Source organism: Myxococcaceae bacterium JPH2, assembly GCA_016458225.1.
Taxonomy (GTDB): domain Bacteria; phylum Myxococcota; class Myxococcia; order Myxococcales; family Myxococcaceae; genus Citreicoccus.
In genome coordinates this window covers 15,349-35,440 of record JAEMGR010000027.1, presented here as the reverse complement: position 1 = coordinate 35,440, position 20,092 = coordinate 15,349, and the positions used below count along the sequence as shown (strand labels likewise).

General features: G+C 67.0%; 16 protein-coding genes. 12 read left to right on the top strand and 4 right to left on the bottom strand.

The features are described 5' to 3' along the window. Positions 1-4: 4 nt before the first annotated feature. On the bottom strand, positions 5-2,380 hold the full coding sequence (locus tag JGU66_29275) for a helicase (protein ID MBJ6764876.1): 2,376 nt from the start codon (positions 2,378-2,380) through the stop codon (positions 5-7). 251 nt (positions 2,381-2,631) lie between these two features. Between JGU66_29275 and JGU66_29270 the strand changes: the two genes are divergently transcribed. After that, positions 2,632-3,000 (top strand): hypothetical protein, encoded by a 369-nt coding sequence (locus tag JGU66_29270; GenBank protein ID MBJ6764875.1) that lies wholly within the window; start codon positions 2,632-2,634, stop codon positions 2,998-3,000. 4 nt (positions 3,001-3,004) lie between these two features. Here the strand turns inward: JGU66_29270 and JGU66_29265 are convergent, their stop codons facing one another. Continuing rightward, entirely contained in the window at positions 3,005-3,547 is a 543-nt protein-coding gene (locus JGU66_29265; protein MBJ6764874.1) for a GNAT family N-acetyltransferase, read from the bottom strand. Positions 3,548-3,735: 188 nt separating this feature from the next. Here JGU66_29265 and JGU66_29260 point away from each other — a divergent pair, with 188 nt between their 5' ends. The 7 genes from JGU66_29260 to JGU66_29230 all read left to right on the top strand — a co-directional run bounded on the left by JGU66_29260 (position 3,736) and on the right by JGU66_29230 (position 10,964). Then, positions 3,736-4,545 carry a hypothetical protein gene (locus JGU66_29260; GenBank protein MBJ6764873.1) on the top strand — a complete coding sequence of 270 codons (810 nt, stop codon included), beginning with the start codon at positions 3,736-3,738 and terminating at the stop codon, positions 4,543-4,545. Continuing rightward, the gene (locus JGU66_29255; GenBank protein MBJ6764872.1) at positions 4,542-5,825 is read left to right on the top strand and encodes a hypothetical protein; all 1,284 of its coding nucleotides are present in this window, start codon (positions 4,542-4,544) and stop codon (positions 5,823-5,825) included. Before JGU66_29260 ends, JGU66_29255 begins: the two co-directional genes overlap by 4 nt. Before the next feature lie 116 nt (positions 5,826-5,941). Beyond that, positions 5,942-6,385, top strand: a complete 444-nt coding sequence (locus JGU66_29250) for a hypothetical protein (protein ID MBJ6764871.1) — start codon at positions 5,942-5,944, stop codon at positions 6,383-6,385. Between the two features lie 188 nt (positions 6,386-6,573). Continuing rightward, a complete protein-coding gene (locus JGU66_29245) occupies positions 6,574-7,734 on the top strand; it encodes a TIGR03118 family protein (protein MBJ6764870.1) in 1,161 nt (386 codons plus the stop codon). Positions 7,735-7,941: 207 nt separating this feature from the next. Then, the gene (locus JGU66_29240) at positions 7,942-8,421 is read left to right on the top strand and encodes a nuclear transport factor 2 family protein (GenBank protein MBJ6764869.1); all 480 of its coding nucleotides are present in this window, start codon (positions 7,942-7,944) and stop codon (positions 8,419-8,421) included. Next, positions 8,418-8,804 (top strand): DUF488 family protein, encoded by a 387-nt coding sequence (locus JGU66_29235; protein ID MBJ6764868.1) that lies wholly within the window; start codon positions 8,418-8,420, stop codon positions 8,802-8,804. Before JGU66_29240 ends, JGU66_29235 begins: the two co-directional genes overlap by 4 nt. A gap of 12 nt (positions 8,805-8,816) precedes the next feature. Next, positions 8,817-10,964 (top strand): M28 family peptidase, encoded by a 2,148-nt coding sequence (locus tag JGU66_29230; protein ID MBJ6764867.1) that lies wholly within the window; start codon positions 8,817-8,819, stop codon positions 10,962-10,964. On the opposite strand, the gene JGU66_29225 is transcribed toward JGU66_29230, so the two are convergent. Then, entirely contained in the window at positions 10,951-12,645 is a 1,695-nt protein-coding gene (locus JGU66_29225) for a carboxypeptidase regulatory-like domain-containing protein (GenBank protein ID MBJ6764866.1), read from the bottom strand. The two genes, JGU66_29230 and JGU66_29225, sit on opposite strands and share 14 nt — an antisense overlap. A gap of 1,317 nt (positions 12,646-13,962) precedes the next feature. Between JGU66_29225 and JGU66_29220 the strand changes: the two genes are divergently transcribed. The 3 genes from JGU66_29220 to JGU66_29210 all read left to right on the top strand — a co-directional run bounded on the left by JGU66_29220 (position 13,963) and on the right by JGU66_29210 (position 17,464). Continuing rightward, complete coding sequence (locus tag JGU66_29220) at positions 13,963-15,351, top strand: tryptophanase (GenBank protein MBJ6764865.1); 1,389 nt, start codon at positions 13,963-13,965, stop codon at positions 15,349-15,351. A gap of 50 nt (positions 15,352-15,401) precedes the next feature. Beyond that, a complete protein-coding gene (locus JGU66_29215) occupies positions 15,402-17,030 on the top strand; it encodes a hypothetical protein (protein MBJ6764864.1) in 1,629 nt (542 codons plus the stop codon). 125 nt (positions 17,031-17,155) lie between these two features. Next, positions 17,156-17,464 carry a hypothetical protein gene (locus tag JGU66_29210; GenBank protein MBJ6764863.1) on the top strand — a complete coding sequence of 103 codons (309 nt, stop codon included), beginning with the start codon at positions 17,156-17,158 and terminating at the stop codon, positions 17,462-17,464. Positions 17,465-17,519: 55 nt separating this feature from the next. Here JGU66_29210 and JGU66_29205 read toward each other — a convergent pair whose 3' ends face one another. Beyond that, on the bottom strand, positions 17,520-18,722 hold the full coding sequence (locus JGU66_29205) for a DNRLRE domain-containing protein (protein ID MBJ6764862.1): 1,203 nt from the start codon (positions 18,720-18,722) through the stop codon (positions 17,520-17,522). Positions 18,723-19,024: 302 nt separating this feature from the next. On the opposite strand from JGU66_29205, the gene JGU66_29200 reads away from it, so the two are divergent. Next, on the top strand, positions 19,025-20,068 hold the full coding sequence (locus tag JGU66_29200; protein ID MBJ6764861.1) for an oxidoreductase: 1,044 nt from the start codon (positions 19,025-19,027) through the stop codon (positions 20,066-20,068). The last annotated feature ends 24 nt before the right edge of the window (positions 20,069-20,092 follow it).

Genomic DNA, 20,092 nt, shown 5'->3' with positions numbered 1-20,092 from the left:
CCGCTCACACGCGCGCATCGCCCTTGTTGGGAACGGCCGGGGCAGGCTTTCCCCGCCGGCGTCGGCGCCGCTTCTTTTGTGTTGTGCCCGAAGGCCCGCCCAGCTCGCGCAAGACGCGAGCACGCGCCGCGCCGTCCAATCGCAGCTCCTGCAGGAGCCGCTGCACCTGAGGGCCACCGTGCGGGTGACGCAGCGCCTCGCTGAGCCGCTCGACGATGTCGATTCTCAGGGCCACGGCCCCGAGCACCTCGTAGCCGAACGCGCGCGCATCCCAATCGCCCAACGTCGCGACCTCCAGGAGGGGCTCGCGCGGAATCCCGGCGGGCACTGCACGCTGATGGAACAGCGACATCAACATGCTCCGCCGCTCCAGGGCGGGAGGGGCCAAGGACTCGCTGACGTAGAAGAACCGCTGCCCCTCACGGACGCCCAGCGCGCGCAGCCGCTCGCGCGACTCCGTGTCCAGTTGCTCCCACTGCTCTCGCGCTTCGTGGCGCGACACCACGCCCAGTCCCGCGGCCAACCGATACGCCAGTCCCCGCGTCGCGGGCGAGCGCCCCGCGCCCGTGAGGGACTCCGCGGGGAAGCCACCCATCGCCTCGGTGACGAGGTCCCGAGCCAACGCCAGCATGCGACGTTCGAGCCGCTGCCGCGCCCCGCCCGTCCACACCTCCGGCTCCGCGAGCGCGAGCTGCGGCGAGCGCCGGTCCGCGCCGCGCACCAGGCGCGCCAAGGGCTGATCCTCGAACGAGATGTTCCCCGCCGCATCCACCTGGAAGCTCTCGTGCGTCGCGTCCACCACGCGCTGCACGAACTGCTCTTCGGTCAGCGGGGTGCCCTCTGCGCCAGCGGTGTCGCCCAACAGCAGCCCCAGCTTGGCGAAGGGGCTGTCCGACGCAGCCGCCGGTCGCGCGGCGGTGGCCCGCGTGAAGCGACGCGCACTGCGACGCGCGGCCCGCTGAACAAAGCGCTCCACGAGTCGCTCGTGGAGGGCATCGCCCAGCGCATCCTCGATGTGGCGCGTGCGCTCCTGCCAGTGCTCGGCGTCATGCAGCCAGCTCGACCGCTGACTGATGTATGTCCAGATGCGGATGGCGGCCAGCCGGTCCATCAGCGTGTGGATGTCTCCCGAGACGTCATCGAGCGGCGCGACCTGCTTCGCCAGCCACGAGGTCTCGAGCGTGCCGTCGCCCTCGGAGAGCTGCAGGAACGTCTCGCGCAGCAGCGCCACGTGCTGACCAAAGAGCCCCTTGCGGAAGTCGGGAATCTGGCAGACCTGCCACAGCAGCTCGACCGACGCGGGCTCGGTGATGAGGTCGCGGATGGCGGGCACCTGCGACAGGTCCTTCAGCGCATCGAAGTCATCCGCGCGCTCCACGCGAACGAATGCCGAGTGCTGGGGTGCGCGAGACAGCGAGTCGAGCAAGGCCTCCGAGGTGGAGAAGTCGAGCTGGGCGTTGCGCCAGATGAGTCTGCGCACCGCGGGGAACTGGTGGGTCTCCACGGCGGACACGATGCGAGGAGACAGCTCCGGCAGCGTGTTGAGGGTCCCGAAGGTGCCGTCGTTGAGGTGCCGGCCCGCGCGCCCGGCAATCTGCGCCAGCTCGTCTGGGAAGAGGTCGCGTTGCTCGGCGCCGTCGTATTTGGAGAGCGACGCGAACGCGACGTGATGCAGGTCCAGGTTGAGCCCCATGCCAATGGCATCCGTGGCCACCAGGTATTGGACTTCGCCCGACTGGTACATCGCCACCTGGGCATTGCGCGTCCGAGGCGACAGCGCGCCCAGCACCACCGCGACACCCCCTCGGAGGCGGCGCAGCGACTCGGCCAGCTCGTACACGCGGTCCGCGGAGAACGCGACCACCGCCGAGCGGGGCGGCAGGCTCTTCAGCGAGCGGCGCCCGGAATAGCGCAGCTGGGACAAGCGGGTCGCGCGCTTCACGGAGACGTGCGGGATGAGCGACTGCACCATGGGGCGCAGGGTCTCCGCGCCCAGGAACCACGTCTCCTTGCGACCACGTGCGTGCAGCAGCCGGTCCGTGAAGACATGTCCGCGCTCACGGTGCGCCGCGAGCTGGATTTCATCCACGGCGAGGAAGTCGACGGTCCGGTCCATCGGCATCGCCTCGACCGTGCAGATCCAATAGTCCGGGCGGGGAGGCAGGCGCTTCTCCTCTCCGGTCATCAGCGCCACGCGACCCTCGCCGACTCGGGCGGTCACCCGGTCGTAGACCTCGCGGGCCAGCAGCCGGAGCGGCAGCCCCATCATCCCCGAGTCATGCTCCAGCATGCGCTCGATGGCCCGATGGGTCTTCCCGGTGTTGGTGGGCCCCAGCTCCGCCACGACGACGGACGCACGGCCGGAAGGGCTGGAGTTCATGGGCGGGAGTGTAACCGCGGGCAAGAGCCCGGGCATTCATCGCGGCACACCACATCACTCGTACCACCCGGCATGAGTCCGCTGGGGCGTCCACTTCGAAACGCCCTGGGGAAGAGTCGCCCGCCCACAGGCTTCGCACGGCCGTAGTCCACACGAGAGTGCCCCGCGTGGAGCAACCTGCCGGAACCCCACCACAGCCCGCGCGGCGAGCCGGGTGCTACTGTTCACCCGCCACTTTTGGGAGACGAGTCATGCGGCATGCCATCAAGCGCGGGGCCTGGAGTCCGTTGCTCGTCCTCTTCGGAGGAACGAGTGAGCGCTCCTTCGTCGACGTGACGCCGGACGTCGTGACCTTCCGCTTCGGCTTCTTCGAGGCCCGCATCCCGCGCACCGACATCCTCGGCGCGGCCCGCGCGGAGTGGCCCATGCTCGGAGGCATTGGCTGGCGGGTCGGAGTGGGCACCGTGGGGTTGATTGGCGCGCGTCAGAACGTCGTCGCGGTGGACCTGCGCGAGCCCCACCGCGTGAGCGTCCTGGGGCTTCCCGTGCGGGCCCGCCGAATTTTCGTCTCGCTGGAGGAGCCCGAGCCCTTCATCGCCGACCTACAGGCGGCGACGTAGGGCGTCACTTCCCGCCAGGGAGTCGCTCGTACATCACCGTGGGCGATCCCTTGTAGCTGCCGCGCGCGCACTCGCGGAACCCGACCTTGAGCGCCACCTTGCGGGACGGCTCGTTGCCCGGGTCGATGATGCAGACCACGCGCTCCGGACCGAAGCGCCCCTCCACCCACTTCAGCGCCGCGGTCATCGCCTCCGTGGCGAAGCCCTTGCCGTGGAACTCCGAGGACAACACCCAGCCCATCTCCTTCGCACCATCGAAGGACAGCTCGATGTCGCGGCGGAAGTCCGCGAGCCCCACCTCTCCAGCGAACTTCCCGGTGCTCTTCTCACGCACCACCCAGAACCCGTAGCCCATCAGCTCCCAGTGGCCCACGTAACGCAGCAGGCGGTTCCACATCTCCTCGCGAGTGGCCGCCTTACCCGTGATGAAGCGAGTCACCGCCGGGTCCCCCCACATCGCGAGCGCCTCCTCGAAGTCTTCCAGGCGAGGGCGCCGCATCGTGAGGCGCTCGGTGTCAATGGCAGTGGGGTCGAGGTTGGGAGGCATGCGCACGTTCCGAGTGGAAGGAGTCCGAAGCTTATCCCTCGCCCCAGGAGATGAGGCCACTGGCGCTTGGACCGTTGCGCGCGCACTCACCGAAAATATTGCGCAGCACAACGACTTCCTTGGATGTCGGCCTTCGCTCTTGTTTCGGCTCTTGAAATAGCGCATGGATTGCTGCGGGAGAGGCATCCATGAACCTGCGCGTGTCGGACTCCATGAAGGTTCGTCCCCGAGAAGTCCCGCCATGGGGTTCCGGGACATGGCGCGGGCTATTGAGGCTGTGCCTGTGCCTCGCGCTGCTCGCCCCTGCGTTGACCCGCGCCGAGGTCTCCCAGAACGTCCAGGCCTACCTCCTCTCCACGAGCCGGCTCATCGAGGACCTCGAGTACGAGCGGGCCCTCGAGCAGATCAACCGCGCGAAGCGGGTGGCGCAGGGCCCGGATGATGACGTGGCGCTGTCGCTCTACGAAGGCGTCGTGCTGGCGGAACTCGGCCGAGGCAAGCAGGAGCAGGCCAACGCCGCCTTCAAGGCCGCGCTGTTCCTCCGCCCCGAGGCGCAACTGCCCGTGCAGGTCTCCCCGAAGCTGCGGATGCTCTTCGAGGACGTGCGCAGACAGGTCCAGGCAGAGCTGGCGAAGACCCCGCCCAAGCCGCCACCTCCACCCCCACCCCCACCCTCGACGTTGCGCAGCAAGGCCCTCATTCCCGCCATCGCGGGCGGCGCGCTCGCGGTGGCGGGCGGGGTGTCCTGGGGATTGGCCCATGGAGAGAAGGCGAAGCTGCGCAATGGCGACAGCAGCATTCGGACGAACCAGGACGTCACCGCGGTGGCGTCGCGGGGCCGTAACCTCCAGACGGTCGGCGTGGGCTTGCTGACGGTGGGCGTGGTGGGGCTCGGGATCGCGACCGGGATGTATTGGCTGGGAGGCCCCTCGGACTCCGGTCTCCCGAGTGTGGACACGGATGGCAAGTCCGCGTTCGTGACCTGGAGGTGGCCGTGAAGCGTACCCCGGGGAGCGCCCTGTGTCTGGCATTGGCCGTGATGCTCCAGCTCAGCGCGTGCATCGACTTTGACGAAGAGGAGCGGAACGCGTGCAAGCGGGACCCCACCCTCTGCCCTGACACCTCCGCGGACGGAGGGGACGCGGGGACGCCTCGGGGAGATGGCGGCCCCGACGCGAGCACCGGAAGCGGCACCGATGGCGGCGCGGACAGCGGGACCGATGGAGGCACGGACGGTGGTGCCAGCCCAGACGCGGGCCTCGGTCACTGGGAGACGATGAAGTCGATGGGCATGCCGCGCATCGCGCATACCGCCACGCGCCTGAAGGACGGCCGCGTGCTGGTGGTGGGCGGAAACAACGGGGGCACGACGCTGGCCACCGCGGAGCTGTACACGCCCGAGACGGATTCCTGGATCGACGCCGGCACGATGTCGAGTGGGCGTGAGAGTCACACGGCCACGGAGCTGCCGGATGGCCGAGTGCTCGTGGTGGGCGGACTCAACAACCAGATCGCGGTGAATACCGCCGACCTGTTCACCCCGGGGGCAAACACCTGGACCCCCACGGGCTCGATGCTGAAGGCCCGCGCCACGCACATCGCGGCCCTGCTCCCCTCGGGAAAGGTGCTCGTGGCGGGCGGCGGTCCCGCGCAGGGAAACGCCGAGGACTCCGCCGAGGTCTACAACCCGGGGTCCGGCACCTGGGTCACCACAGGGACGATGACGTACGCCCGGAACGCGCCCGCGGCGGTGAGCCTGGACGGCGGCGCGGTGCTCGTCACCGGGGGATTCAACGAGGGCCCTCCCGTGATGACGGCGGACCTGTATGACCCGAGCAAGAACACCTGGGCGCCCGTCCCGGGACAGACCGCGGTCTCCCGCAGCTCGCACACCGCCACGCTGCTGACGTCCGGGCAAGTCCTGCTCGCGGGCTCGAACATCAACAGCGCGCCGGACATGTCGTGTGACCGGTATGACCCGGCCACCGGGACCTGGCATGTCGCGGGGACTCTGCATGAGGGGCGCCGGTTCCACACGGCCACCCTCCTGAGCTCGGGCGCGGTGCTCGTCACAGGCGGACAGACCGCGACGACGGCCATGCTCCGGACCGCCGAGCTCTATCTCCCGGCGAGCGACGAGTGGGTCCGGATTCCATCCATGACAGTGGGCCGCAGCTACCACGCGGCCACGCTCATCAATGGAGGCGGGGTCCTCATCGTCGGCGGCGTCAACGAAGCCACGGGGCCGCTGCGCTCCGTGGAAAAGTACATTCCCTGACGCGGCACGCGCCGGGCTCCACACACCAGGGGACATCGCAGTACCCCTGGGGAGCACCTTGCCCTCGGGGGGCCAGGGGCCATTCTTCTCGGAGACTCTCTGAGAGGAATGCAGTCATGAGAAGAAGTTCGTGGGCGGCGTGTGGCGTGATCTTGGCGTGTCTGACATTGACCGCCTGCAACGACAGGAACACCGACCCCGCCGGCTATCCACCGCCCCCCACCACCCCGCCCGCCCCCACGGATGGGGACGCCGGCGTCATCGGCACCACCATCACCATCCAGAACTTCGCCTTCAGCCCGGCCAACCTCATCGTCCCCGCGGGCGCGACCATCACGGTCATCAACATGGACCCCGTCCCGCACACGGTGACGAGCCAGACGCTCCCGGACACGTTCATCCCCGGGCCCGTGGGAACCATCGTCTTCGACACGGGCCCCTTCATGGGACAGACCACGTTCACGATTCCCGCGGACGCGGTGAGCGGGACCTTCGTCCCCTACTTCTGCGCCATCCACACCAGCATGATGCTCAACCGGGCCAACCTCACCATCCAGTGAACTGAACCCGAGCGACTCGACGGGCCCTCGCGCGCCCCTCCTTCCCTCCCGCCAATCCCTGTCATTGGCGGCCAGTGTCCAGAACCCGAGACACCGGGGCGCATTGCCGTGTCCCGGGTCCGCCACCCACATTGACCTCCCAGCGGTGTGCGCGTGCTGCGCGCCCGTGATTCCGAAGGGAGGAGCACATGAGTTCCGCACGGTCTCCACGGCAGCGTCAGCGGCATTGGATTCCCCTCGGCCTCATCCTGGGAACGACGTCGGGGTTGGCTCTCGCGGCGGGCCTCTGGGCCCAGCCCAACGCCTATGTGCAGCACGACCTCACCTCTGACGGCGCGCAGGAGGCGGAGCACGTCGACAAGAACCTGGTGAACCCCTGGGGCGTCGCGTTCAATCCCTTCGGCTTCGCCTGGGTCGCGGACAACGGAACAGGGCGCGCGACACCCCTGGATGGCAATGGGAAGCCGCAGGCTCCCATCGTGACCATTCCCACGCCGCCTGGAGACACGGGAGACGCCAGTCCCACGGGCGTCGTCTTCAACGGCTCCGAGGACTTCGTCATCCATCAAGGCTCCGCCGAGGGCCCCAGTCGCTTCATCTTCGCCACGGAGCAAGGAACGCTGGGAGCCTGGTCCCCCGACGTGGACCGCACGCACGCGATCCTCGTGGTGGACAACTCCGGCTCGGACGCCGTCTACAAGGGCTTGGCGCTGGCGGGGAACGGCGAGGGCCTGCACCTGTACGCCACGGACTTCCACCACGGCCGCATCGACGTCTTCGATCGCCACTTCTCCCCGGTCCATCTGGAAGGCTCGTTCGTGGACCCATCGCTGCCGGATGGCTTCGCGCCCTTCGGCATCCACACCCTCCAGGGCAACCTCTATGTGACGTATGCCCGCCAGGACGAGGAACGCCACGACGACGTCAAGGGCAAGGGCCTGGGGTTCGTGAGCGTGTTCGATGCGAACGGCCACTTCCTGCGGCGGCTCATCTCGCAAGGGAAGCTCAACGCGCCCTGGGGCATCGCGCTGGCGCCCGCCGACTTCGGCAGCTTCAGCAACCGACTGTTGGTGGGTAACTTTGGCGATGGGACCATCAACGCCTATGACCTGGCGACCGGCCACGCCGAGGGCTCACTCGAAAGCCCCGATGGCACCGCGGTCCGCATCGATGGCCTGTGGGGGATGGCGTTCGGCAATGGCGTCAACGGCCAGCCTGGCAACGCGCTCTTCTTCGCCGCGGGTCCACAAGAGGAAGCCCACGGCGTCTTCGGTCGGCTCGACGCGGTGCCCACCACCGAGCCCACGCCCACCCCGGACCGCCTGTCTCCCGCGCCCGCCGCGCAGTAGTGCGCTGGCGCACGGATGAGGCGCAACCGCCTCCGGGGACTCGCGGCACGGGTCTCCGGAGGCGCTCGCTTCATCGGTGCGTCAGCGCACTTCACCGACGCCTTCGGTTCATTGACCGATTCGCCCGGGCTCGCGCTTCGCTCGCCCTCTAGCCTTCGCGCGGACCGACGAGACGAAGCTCCCGTCTCCCCTGCGAGGAAGCTCCCCATGAAGACCTGGATGCTGTGCATGAGCCTGCTGCTCTCGGGCGTGACACTCGCGCCCCGCGACGCGGGCGCGGACCCAAGCGACGAAGCAGCCGTGCACAAACCCTTGGAGGCGCTCCTCCAAGGACACTCCACCGGCAAGGTCGAGTCCCTCCAGCAAGCCTATTGGCCCGACGCGCGGCTGACGTTCGTGCGAGACGGCGCCGTGCAAGTCATGAGCATCGACGAGCACTTCAAGCGCTTCGCGGACCACTACCGCTCGCCCGCGGGCAAGCCCAGGCCGGATGCGGGCGCGTGGCATCGCGACATCCGTGCGGTGCAGGTCCTGGGGACCATGGCCGTCGCCACGGTGGTCGAGGACGGGCCCGAGAGCCGCTACACCTCGTACTTGACGCTGCTCCAGGTGAAGGGGGAGTGGCGCATCATCAACAAGTCCTTCCATGAGGAGCGCAAGGCGCCGGTGCTAAAAGCGGCCCCATGACCGTCCGCATCGTTCGTCTGGGGACTCCTCGCGTCGCGCAAGAGGGCCTGCGCATCGGCACCGTGCGCCGCCCCCCGCGCGGAGTCCCCGCGGCTCGCTTCGCCTCGGATGATTGGTATGACGTCTGGTACCCGGAGCTGGCACCCAGTCCCGAGGTGGTGAAGCTCGGGCAACACGCGCAGACGGACAAGGACTGGGCGGCGTTCACGAAGCGCTATCGCGCCGAGATGGCCGAGCCCGCCGCGAGCCGCACCCTCGACCTGCTCGCCGCGCTGTCCCATACGGCGGACTTCTCGGTCGGGTGCTACTGCGAGGACGCGGCGCGCTGCCATCGCTCCGTCTTGCGCGAGCTGTTCGAGGCGCGCGGCGCGCGATTGGAGTAAGGGAGTGAGGCCATGCGCCTTCCTCCTCTCGTTTTCTGGGTCCTCGCCGCGCTCCCCGCCTCGGCACAGTCCGTCGCATCGCCGCTGGGGCCGGTCTCTCCCACCACGGGACTCGTGCTGCGAGACGACGTCGTCCGCGCGCTCATCCAGGAGAGCTCGGGAGACCGCATTCACGACGACGTGCAGCGCCTCTCGCTCATCGCGAGAGACCTCCACGGCGGATACACCGAGGCCGCCGAGTGGACGAAGACCGCCGCCGAGGCCGCTGGACTGCAAGACGTCCACCTCGAGGCAATGAAGGACGGAACGCAGTGGCGCGCGACGCGGGGCGAGCTGCGGGTGTCCGGTCCGCATGGATACAAAGTCACATCGTTCGCGGACCTCCCCATGTCCCTGGCGGCCAGCAGCGGCGCCTTCGAGGGCACGGGCATCGAGCTGGTCGACGTGGGCCTGGGCACGCAGGACTCGGACTACGCGGGCAAGGACCTCACGGGCAAGGTGGTCCTCACCCAGAGCCACCCCGGGGCTGTCATGCGCAAGGCCATCGAGCGCGGCGCGGTGGGCGCAGTGTCGTCCTACTCGACGCCGCCCTGGAACGCGCCGAACCGCATGGATGGAGACTTTCCGGACCAAGTGGGTTGGGCCCTGGTTCCGCGCACGCTGAGGACCGCCGCGGGCCGCTCACCCTTCTTGTTCATGGTGTCGGATCGCCAGGGGCGTGAGCTGCGCGCGCAGACCCAGGCGGGCCCGGTGAAGGTGGACGTGAGCATCGCGGCCGAGACCTTCGAGGGACACTTCAGCCTCGTCAGTGGGGTGATTCCCGGCAAGCGCGCGGGCGAGGAGGTGGTGCTCACCGGGCACCTGGACCACTACAAGCCGGGCGCCGATGACAACGCCTCGGGTTCGGCCACGCTGCTGGAGGTGGTGCGGACGTATTCCACGCTGATCCGCCGCGGCGTGCTGCCGCCACCCGAGCGCAGCCTGCGCGTCGTGTGGCTGCCCGAGTTCTCCGGCACGCGCGAATGGTTCTCGCACCATGGCGCGGAGCCGGTGCGGCGCGTGGCGCAGTTCAACTTCGACATGCTCGGGGCGAGCGTGACCCGAGCGCACTCGCGCTTCCAGGTCTCGTACACGCCGGACTGGAACGCCAGCTTCGTGAACGCCGTGTCGGAGTCCACGGTGGCCTTCATGAACCGCTTCAACGGCGTGGCCTATCCCACGCGGAAGGACTTCCGCATCACCTCGGTGAATGGGTCGCGCGATGTCCTGGACGCGCACATGGAGCGGTACGGCCGAGGCTCGGACCACCAGCTCTTCAACGACCACGGCATCCCCGGGGTGGCCTTCGCTACGTGGCCGGATGATGGCTACCACACGAGCGGGGATCGCCCCGAGTTCGTGGACCCCACGCAGCTTCACCGCGCCGCGTTCGCGAGCCTCGCCTCCATCACCGTCGCCGCGTGGGCGGAGGGCCCCGGCGCGCTGGAGCTGGCGCGGCTGGTGGCGGTGCACGCAGCGCGGCGCGTGGGGGAGGACGAGTTCACCGCGCGCCGGAACCTGGCCTCCGCAGCCCCTGAGCAGCTCGCCACCACGTATGCCTTGGCGCGCGCCTCGGTGCGCGTGGGCTACCAGCGCGAGCGCGAGGCGCTCCGCTCATGTCTGCCATTGGGCGCCGCGCCCGCGCCCATCCAGCGCATGGTGAAGGCCCTGGAGACCGCGGAGGCCCAGGCCCTGGGTCGAGTGGACGCGGACGGACGTGAGCGCGGAGTCACCCGCGAGCCCGTGCCCACGGAAGCGGAGCGTCGTGCGAGGGCCTTCATTCCCCGGCGAGTCACGGGGCAGGAGTTGACCTCCTTCGAGGAGCTCGCGGGCAAGGCAACTCCCGAGACCAAGGCCCGGGTCACCACCGTGCAGGAAGCGATGACCACGGCGACGCAGGCCCTGCGGGAGCGAGGCGAGAGCGAGCTGCGCTTCTACGAACTGCCCGACGCCATCGCGAGCTACGCCAACGGCCAGCGCTCCGTGGCGGACATCCGCGACGCGGCCTATGCCGAGTACGGCCACGCCATCCCAGTTGAGGCGCTCCTCGCCCTCTTCGAGGTCCTGGAGCAAGGCGGCGTCATGACGAACGCCGCGGGCCAGCGCGCTACTGCGAGATGAGCCGTCCTCGGACGATCACGATGTCGTGGAGTGTCTGGTCTCCTCTTCGGACACGGAGCATCACGGGCGTGCCGACATCGCCACGAATCAAGGCGATCATCTCACCGTCGCTCAGGCTCTGAACTGGAGTCCCGTCGACCGCCTCCAATCGGTCCCCGGACAGGACGCCAGCCCGCTCGGCGGGGCTCTCGTGCTGTACTTCGAGGACTGGGAGCCCCCTGTCGTCGCCGTCCTCTGGACGCTGCCAGCTCATCCCCACTCCCCCGAACTCCACTCCCACACCCGCATCCCCCACCAGAGGGCTCAACTGAATCCGATAGGCGGCTTCGGAGGACATCATCCGTTGCTCCCAGCTCATATATCCAGCTCGCTCCACCCTGAAGGCAGAGCTCGTCCGAGCCAATGAGAAGCGGCCATCCGCATCGGACCAGGCATCCTCAGCGTCAATCTCCGGAGTCTCCGAGCGCAGCGCCTGCCAGAATAGTCCTCGGGACTCAGGTTCCCGCGTCGTGATCCGCGCACCTCGAATCGGCGTCCCCGTACTCGCATCCACCACGATGCCATGCGCACGGCTTGCCGGGACGAGCTCAAAATCCAGACACTGGTCCTCATTTGCCGAGACCACGAAATCATCAACGGATGCATCACGGTAGCCCGGTGCGGTGACGGTCATCGCATACGTGCCCGGGTGGAGGCGCGCTATCGAGTACGTTCCCCCTGCGCTGAAGAAGTGGAATCGCTGCCGTTCTTGCCGGGCAACCCCGATCATCACTTGCGAGGCAGCCACGTCCCTGAAGAGCATCACGGTGAAGGACTCAACCGGAGCGCCTTCTCCCTTCACGGTGACACGCCCGAGAAGCTGTCCGGGAGTTTCGAGCCGGATGGCCAGGTCCCGCGTCCCGTCCTCGACAATCGAGCCCTCCGTATCCTCCCCAGGGACGAATACTCGGTAGAGACCACTCTCCAGCGGACCCAACATGAACCGCCCGAGTTCATCGGAGTGTCCAATGACATTCGCTCTGAACTCCATCATGCGAGGAGGAGGAGAGGTGCGCGAGCCTGAACCATCCTCCTTCTCGCGCATCGCAACGCCGATGACTTCTTGAGCCTCGACGACAACGTCGGGAACCGGGTCACCGCGGGCATCCAGCACAATACCTTCGATTGACCTCTGCATCTCGCTCTCGTGGCGCCCCTCGAATTGGATAGTAAGGGGATACTGCGTTGTCCATTCCAAGCATTCGGATCGAGATACCCTGTCGCCCAGGGACGCCTCCACCATGGCATCCGGAATCAACGGCAGTCTGAACTTGCCCTCGGAATCGGAACGCACCTTCGGGGTCTTAGCGAACTCCGTATTCAAGTGTCCCGTGGCGACGAAATAGACCGAGGCGCCACTCACGGGATGCCCCTGCTCATCCAGCACCACGCCGTCAAACATCACGAGCGGATGCAGAGCAATGGTGACTCCACCGACTCGGGCTCCAGCACTCCCCCAGAAGTGAATCTCGCCTTGGCGAGGCGCGGGAGCGTATGGGCGAAATCCCTCCTTCGTCACGCTCGCGATCGCGGTGTCCCCATCCAGGGGAGGCTCGTAGAAGAATTGTCCCTCTTCGCCTGTCACAACCTGCTCGACACGCCCCGGGTGCCTCAAGAGCACGAACGCACCGGGGAGGCCCATTCCGCTCACCGCGGAGATGACACGTCCTTCCAATCAGCTGTGAGGGAATACCGGAGTGCCTGAGTCAGGCAAGGCCGCAGACTGAGGGAGCGCAGCGCGCACGCCTGGGGATGAATGCCTCTGTAACGGAGCGCGTTCGCGTTCGAGTGCGGACAGCGGCACCTGCGGCACAGGGAGGCTCCCCTACGCAACGCAACCGCGATCAACAACCCGACAACGGAAACGACCACTCCTGCGAACAGCACGCTCTTGAACCGCTCTCTGGCTGAGATTCGCATGCATTCCCCCTCGCACGCACACTGTAAACGATCCGCCTCCCCCCACTCCTCCGCCAGACCTTAAAGAGAAAGCGACGAAGAAGGTCGCCCATGCGCAGGCGCGCATCACGCGCCCGGTACATCTGCGGCGAGGACACCAAGTTCGACGTCAAACCTGCGCCGATGCGCGAACGATCTCCAAGGTCAGCACGCGATGCGAAGCGACAGGCACTCTCCCAGGAAGGTGACGAGGGACGCCGCCCATCGGAGCTCAGGTCACGCGAGGTGACCTCCTCCGGGAACGCACGCAGTACCGCTGCAGCGGCTCCGCTACCCGATGAACCATTCGCCGCTCGGAGGCGACCTGCGAGAGACCTGCCTTGAGTCCCACATGAACGGAAACAAGAACGTTCTGGACACATCGAACGAAAGCGCCAGCACAGCGCCATTGAGCAGTCCTCCCTGACGTCAGGAGAACGATGGAGCCATCCGATATGACGCAGGGCCGCGACTCTTGGCCGGCTCAGGACGTGAACAAATACTGAGTCGAGCCCCGACAGGAGGCCGCCCGTACGCTGCGCGACGGGCGACGCCCCACCATCTCACACGACGTGCATGACGCGGTGCACATACCGAATCAGGCCCCTCGATAGGACACCCTCGGCGCCGGTGCCCTCACCTCATACGGGTTTCGAGAGCCCCTTGGCGTGGCTTCCGTCGGCTGGCGGTGGCTTGGCTCGCCCCCTGGACCAACATCTACAGCCATTACGTCATTTGCCAGAGTCACTCGAATTTCATGACCACGCAAAACATTGCCCGCATTGTCGCAGGAAGCACGTCACAGACAATGAGTCACGTGAGGTATCACGAGCCGCCAGAGGGTGCGCCATGCGCCTCCAACGCCCCTCGTGCGTCGCACGCCTCATTCCACGCCACACAGGAGCCGGAGCGGTTGCGCTGGTTTCAAACACTGCCCTGCCCCCAGCATCCATCGCGATTTCGCTGCGCGCAGCCGCGCCCATTCCTAGTTTCGCGCGGCACTGCCTTGGATGGCGAACAGATGGTCCACCCTTACATTCCTGAACCCTTTCGTATCAAAGTCGTCGAGCCCCTTCACAAGCTGACCCGAGCAGAACGCGAAGCCAGGATTGCCGCCGCCCGACACAACCTCTTCGGCCTGCGGAGCGAGGATTGTTATATCGACCTGCTCACCGACTCCGGCACCAGCGCCATGAGCACGGAGCAATGGGCCGGAGTGATGCGCGGAGATGAGACCTACGCGGGCGCATCCAGCTATTACAAGCTCATCGCCGCCGGGCAGGACCTCTTCGGATACGACTACATTCAGCCGGTCCACCAGGGCCGCGCGGCGGAGAAGGTCCTGCTGCCGCTCTTCCTCTCTCAAGACAAGTACGCCATCTCCAACACGTTCTTCGACACCACGCGAGCCCACGTCATCCTCGCGGGCGCGCGTCCGTTGGACGCCGTGGTGGAAGACGCCAAGGTCCCAACCCGGCGAGCCCCCTTCAAGGGCAACATGGACATCGGCCGGATGGAGGCCCTCATCGCCGAGCACGGCGCGAAGAACATCGGGTTGGTGGTCATGACCATCACCAACAACTCCGCAGGGGGCCAGCCGGTGAGCATGCGCAACCTCCGCGACGTGGCGGCCGTCTGTCGCCAGCACCACCTGCCGCTCTGCATCGACGGCGCTCGCTACGCCGAGAACTGCTTCTTCATCCAGCGCGACGAACTGGAGTTCAAGGACACCCCCATCCGGAGCATCATCCGAGAGCTGTTCAGCCTTGGCGACATGTTCGTCATGTCATCCAAGAAGGATGCCCTGGTGAACATCGGTGGGCTCGTTGGCGTGAAGGACCCCGAGTCCCCGTGGGTCGCCGCCATCAAGGCCCAATGCATCAACCACGAGGGCTTCTATACCTATGGCGGACTCGCCGGGCGTGACCTGGAGGCCCTGTCCATTGGACTGTACGAGGGCACGGACGAGGCCTACCTTCGGTACCGGGTGGGGCAACTGGAGTACCTGGCGGCGAAGCTGGACCACGCGGGCATCGCCTATCAGAGCCCCGTGGGCGGACACGGCCTCTATGTCGACGCCGCCGCGATGTACCCCCAACTGCCCTATACCGAGTTCCCGGGACAGGTCCTGGCGGTGGAGCTGTACAAGGAAGCAGGCATTCGCGCCTGCGACATCGGCAGCTTCATGCTGGGCAGAGCCCCCGATACCGGTGAGCAGTTGAAGGCCGACTTCGAGTTCACCCGGCTGGCCCTGCCGCGCCGGGTCTACACCCAGGCCCATCTGGACGTGGTCGCCGAGGCCCTCGTCGCCATCAAGAAGCGCGCGAGCGCCATCCAGCGCGGCTTTCGCATCACCTGGGAGCCACCACTCTTGCGCCACTTCCAGGCTCACCTGGAGCCGCTCGAATAGCCGCGAACTGCGCTCTATGCTGGGGCTCATTCCACCCGGAGGAGTCCGCGATGGCCGGTTTCTGTCAGACCCACAAGGCCTTCTATCAGGGCAGCTCGTGCCCGAAGTGCACGGACGGCACCACGTCCTCGTCGGACGACGTGCCCAAGCTTCCGCCCACGGTCCTTCCCAAGCCGAAGCCTCAGTTCACGGTTCCGGTCACATCTCCGCCAACCCAGAGCCTCCTGAAGTCGTCTCCGATGCTTCAGGTTCAGGAGACACCTCCCAGCATCGTGTCCGTCTCCCCGAAGCCCTCGCCCCTGAAGGTGAAGGAGAGCACGTCGACCTCGCAGATCATTCCGTCGGTCTCCATCGGGACGAAGATCGCCACCTCGATCGCCCTCACCTCGGAGCCCCCGCCTTCGTCCGTGACGGAGACCAACAAGTCCTCCGCGGTCCCGAAGGAGCAGATGGATGCCTTCATCGACGGCCTCATCAAGCTGAGCCCGTCGATGGGCTTCCCGCTCTTCACCCTCTGCGACAACAACAGCTTTCACACCACGGGCTACCTGTGGGGGTTCTACGCGGCGAAGGCCCTGAAGGCACAAGGCAAGCTGGACGGGCCCGTCGCGGTCCTCAACTTCGACAGCCACTCCGACGCCGGCACCAAGGCCTCGCGCTTCGTCGCCAGTGACCGATGGGGCGGCATGCTCGTCACCGCCATCCACGGCGAAGGCGTCCCCGCGTGCTACCTCTCGACGTTCAACCACCCCAAGGGGCGCGGGAATCACTTCGTCGCCGCGGGAGGCCAAGGCACCGTCCCCACGAAGCCCACCATCAGCGAGGAGGTGCTGGCCATCTCCAACATGGAGGAGCGCGAGGAGGCGCTGAAGAACATCTTCACCGCGTTCTGGAAGTCGGTCGAACAGTACTTCGACGCCCCCATCAAGTACGTGTTCTTCACCATCGACCGGGACGTCCTGCGCAACAGCTACACCCAGTGGGGCGACGGTGCGATTGATGGCCCGACCGCGCTCATCCCCTACCTGCGAGCCGCGCTGGGCAGCTATCTCATGAGCGCCCAGGAGACGGAGACCGCCACGCGCCCCGCGGCCAAGCTCATCGGCTTCGACATCACCGGCCTGCCCGAGACCATGGGCCGCATCTCGAGCCGCACGCCCTCGGATGGCTTCAAGGACCCCGCGGAGGTCTGGACCAACCTCCGCAAGGAGCTGGCCCAGATGCGGGAGTATGCCGGCACGCTCCCGACGCCAGCGGATGCTGCGCTTCAGAATGTCATCTTCTTCAGCGGAAGCATCAGCTACACCGCCAAGACGCCCTTCCAATCCCTCCCGCTCGATAGCGCCGACCATCGCGACTACGTCGCCTCGCTGTCGACCCATCTCAAGGGGCTCGTGCTGACCGGCTCGTGGGCCTACCTCCTCTGCCGACAACGGCCTCCCATCTACAACCATGGCTGGAAGCCCTTCTCGCTCTACCGGCTCGCCCACGGCCTCGCGGAGAACAAGAAGCGAACCGAAGTAGCGGGGCAGCTGGGGGACCCCACCCCCGTCGGTGGCTTCTCGTGCACGGCCTCCGTGACGGACTCTGTCCTCATGGCCCCCAAGAAGACCGTCCCCGTCTCGGACATGTTCGACAAGACGGGCGACTTCGAGCCGTACCACCCCGACGTGGTGTGAGCAGGATTCCGCGAGGGCTTCCTTCTCCTGCGAGCAAGCCCTCGCACCCTCACTTCACTTGCCTGATTTGCTAGACTTCCTCGACCGCGCGGCACTTTCGCCCGCGGCATCGCAGGAGGGTCTCCATGAAGCGAGCATGGCTGTCCATTGTCGGGGCGGGACTTCTCTTGGCGGGTCTGGCCCAGGCAAGCACGACGTCAGTCCCCGCGGCGGAGCACACGGGAGAGGCCTCGAGCCTCGCGGTCTGTATTTCCCCCAAGCCCTCGGCGGCACCCGCCCAGGAGCAGGCGCTCGCGTGTCGTCAGTATCCCTGCCTCACCTGCGAGAAGATGTTCGACAGTTGTGACGCGGCCTGTACGACCACGGCATGCCACAACAACTGCGCGGCCTCCTACAGACAATGCACCTCGTGCTGCACGTCGACCGTGCCCTGAGCCAATAGAACAGCCCTCGTCCCCGCTGGGCCTCGAACGGGGACGAGGGCCTCAGCTACGGCGAATAGGTCACGGTGAGCTTCGGGTGCTTCGTCGCATCCGGCGACTCGCGCGAGTAATAGGACGTCTGGTAGCCCGGTACGCCCGTCGAGGTGAGTCGGAAGGAGATGCGCCGATCCGAGCCTTGCGAGGCGCTCTGGATGGCGGGGATGAGGGCCGGATCGCTCGTGGTGCCAACCTGATCAAAGTTCGGGGACTCTTGGGGATACCAGAGGAACCACGAGCCCAGGGGATCGCCTTGGACGGCGGGCTGATTGTTATACGTCAGCGTCGATTCCCCCCACGTGTTGTCCGGAACCAGGTGCGTGTACACGTTGCCGTCCCCTCCCCCAGAGAAACCGAAGAACGCGGTGGCGGAGAGCGTGGCGGACTTGATGGTCGCGCTCGCCGGGATGCTTCCCAAGTTGAACCGCAGGAAGACTCGCCGGTCGAAGTAGGGGTGGATCAGCAACTCGGTCGCGCTGCCGTAGTTCCAATCTCGCTCTCCCCAGAAGTCGCCATTGGCATACGTATCCGCCTCGGGTTCGAGCACGGTGGTGACATCCAGCAATTCGTAGGTGATGACGAGCTTCGGGCGCTGGGTGGCGTCAGCGTATTCGCGCGAGCGGTAGCGCGTCTTGTAGCCCGGAGAATTCAAGCGGAAGCTCAACTTCTTGTCGCCCGCCAACTCCTGCTGCACCACGGGAATGAGCAGCGGACTCGAGTTGACGCCCAGCTTGTTCTCGGGTGTCGAGCTGTACCAGAGAAACCACTCGCCCAACGAGGTCCCCGAGGTCGCGGGCTTGTTGTTCCAGGTGATACCTGTCTCAGTCCAGGTGTCATCCGGCACGAAGGTCGTGTAGACATTGCCATCACCGCCATACGCGAAGCCGTCGTAGGCTTGGGCGCTCAGCGTGACCGCGGTGATATGCGCATTCGACGGGATGCCACTGAGGTCGAAGCGCAGATAGCTCAGAGCGCTCTGCCGATTCACGAGCCAGGTCGTACTGCTGCCATAGTTCGTGGTGGGCGCGTCCGACGTCACCTGCGCGTCCGCGACCGGCGTGAGCGACACGGTGGTGCTTCCCAGTGCCGCAGCGCGTGTCTGTGGCGCGGGCACGGACTCGTTGCCAGGAGCCTCGCCGGAGGGGGCCGGGCCGCAAGCCACCGCGGCCAGCAATCCCAGCGTGGAGAGTGAGAGAGAGTTTCTTCGTGACACAGCCAAGGTTCTCGAAAGACTCATCATGGAGACCTTTCATCAGGGGCGATATCGCGCCCTTTCTCACAGACCTGACGGACACGGCGCCTATTCAGAGCCTTTCACGCCAACCCGGCATCACCGGTTTGATTCATCGCAACACTTTGAAACACGTGGCCCCACGGGTCCCGATTGCCCCTCCCGTCGCGGGGAATGGTTGTCGAAACTCCGCGCGCGAGTGGAGGGCGTGAAGATTCTCCCACGCGCTCCCGCGGCTTGATGGAGGATCCTCCTCGACGCGGGCTCGAACAGGAGACATGGACATGGTGGCAGCGGGCATCTGGCTGGCGATGGGACTCGCGCTGGGAAGCGCGGAACTGAAGTGGGACCCACAGACCAGCGGAACCACCGTGCGGCTGAGGGGAGTCAGCGCGGTGGATGCGCGGGTCGCCTGGGCGAGCGGTGACAAGGGCACGGTGCTGCGCACCACGGATGGCGGCAAGACGTGGTCCGCCGCGCCTGTCCCTGGCGCGGACGCGCTCGACTTCCGAGACGTGGATGCGTTCAGCGAGCGCACCGCGTACGTGCTGTCCATCGGGCCCGGCGACAAGTCCCGCATCTACAAGACCACCGACGGTGGCGCGCACTGGACGCTCCAGTTCACCAATCCGCAGCCCGGTGCGTTCTTCAACGGGATGGCCTTCTGGGATGAGCGGCACGGCGTGGCCTTCAGCGACCCGGTGGACGGCCGCTTCGTCGTCATCACCACCGAGGACGGGGGAACGACCTGGAAGCCCGTGCTCCCCGAAGCCATCCCCCCCGCCTCCCCAGGCGAGGCGGGCTTCGCGGCCAGCGGCACGAGCATCGCCGTGCAGGGCACGGAGAACGCGTGGTTCGGACTGGGCGGCTCGGTGGCGCGCGTGCTGCGCTCCACGGACCGAGGCCACTCGTGGACCGTCGCGACGACCCCGCTGGCCACGGGCGAAGGCGCGGGGGTCTTCTCGCTCTTCTTCTGGACCGCGAAGGCGGGCGTCGCGTTGGGTGGCAACTACAAGAAGCCGGAGGAGCGAAGCGGCACCGCGGCCGTCACGCTCGACGGAGGAAGGACCTGGAGCGCCCCCACGGACGCGCCCCCCACTGGCTATCGCTCGTGTGTCGCCGCCATCACGCGGAACCGGCAGATGTGGCTCATCGCGGTGGGCCCCACGGGCTCCGACTTCTCCCTCAATGGCGGGCGCACCTGGGAGGCGCTGGACACCACCGGCTTCCACGCCGTGTCCTCCCCCCGCTCACGAGACACCGCGTTCGCCGTGGGCGAGGAAGGCCGCATCGCGAAGCTCGTCTCCGCCGCGCCTACGAAGCCGTAACCCTCTTCCACGGCGCGCCGGCTT